Origin of the sequence: Streptomyces azureus (assembly GCF_001270025.1) — a bacterium.
GTDB classification, from domain to species: domain Bacteria; phylum Actinomycetota; class Actinomycetes; order Streptomycetales; family Streptomycetaceae; genus Streptomyces; species Streptomyces azureus.
Genome location: NZ_DF968527.1, coordinates 1 through 321, shown reverse-complemented (window position 1 = coordinate 321; position 321 = coordinate 1). Strand labels below are relative to the sequence as shown.

Annotated in this window: 1 protein-coding gene; it reads left to right on the top strand. The window is 73.8% G+C overall.

Annotated features, from left to right (window positions below; translation table 11 throughout):
• On the top strand, positions 1–139 hold a 139-nt coding region (locus tag AOQ53_RS47610), incomplete at its 5' end, for a GPS-CTERM domain-containing protein (protein ID WP_269085497.1).
• Between the last annotated feature and the right edge of the window lie 182 nt (positions 140–321).

Genomic DNA, 321 nt, shown 5'->3' with positions numbered 1-321 from the left:
CGAGAAGCAGAAGCCGTCCGCACAGAAGAAGGGCACCTCGGACGACGGCCCGTCCCTGGGGCTGGTGGCGGGAATCGCCGTAGTGGCGGTGCTGGGCGCAGCAGCGATCTGGCAGGTACGGCGGCGTGGGCGGTCTTAGCCGGCTTGGCTGCGGGCAATCGTGCCGCTGGGGCGGCGCCCGTCCCGAAGAGGGCGGCACCCCGCAGCGCCGGGCAGCGCAAACGCCCCGCCCCCAGCACCGACACCCAGCTCCCCTGCACCCCGGCGCCTGGTGGCTCTGGTCCCTCTCACTCGGCACCGCAGCCACCCGCACCACCAACC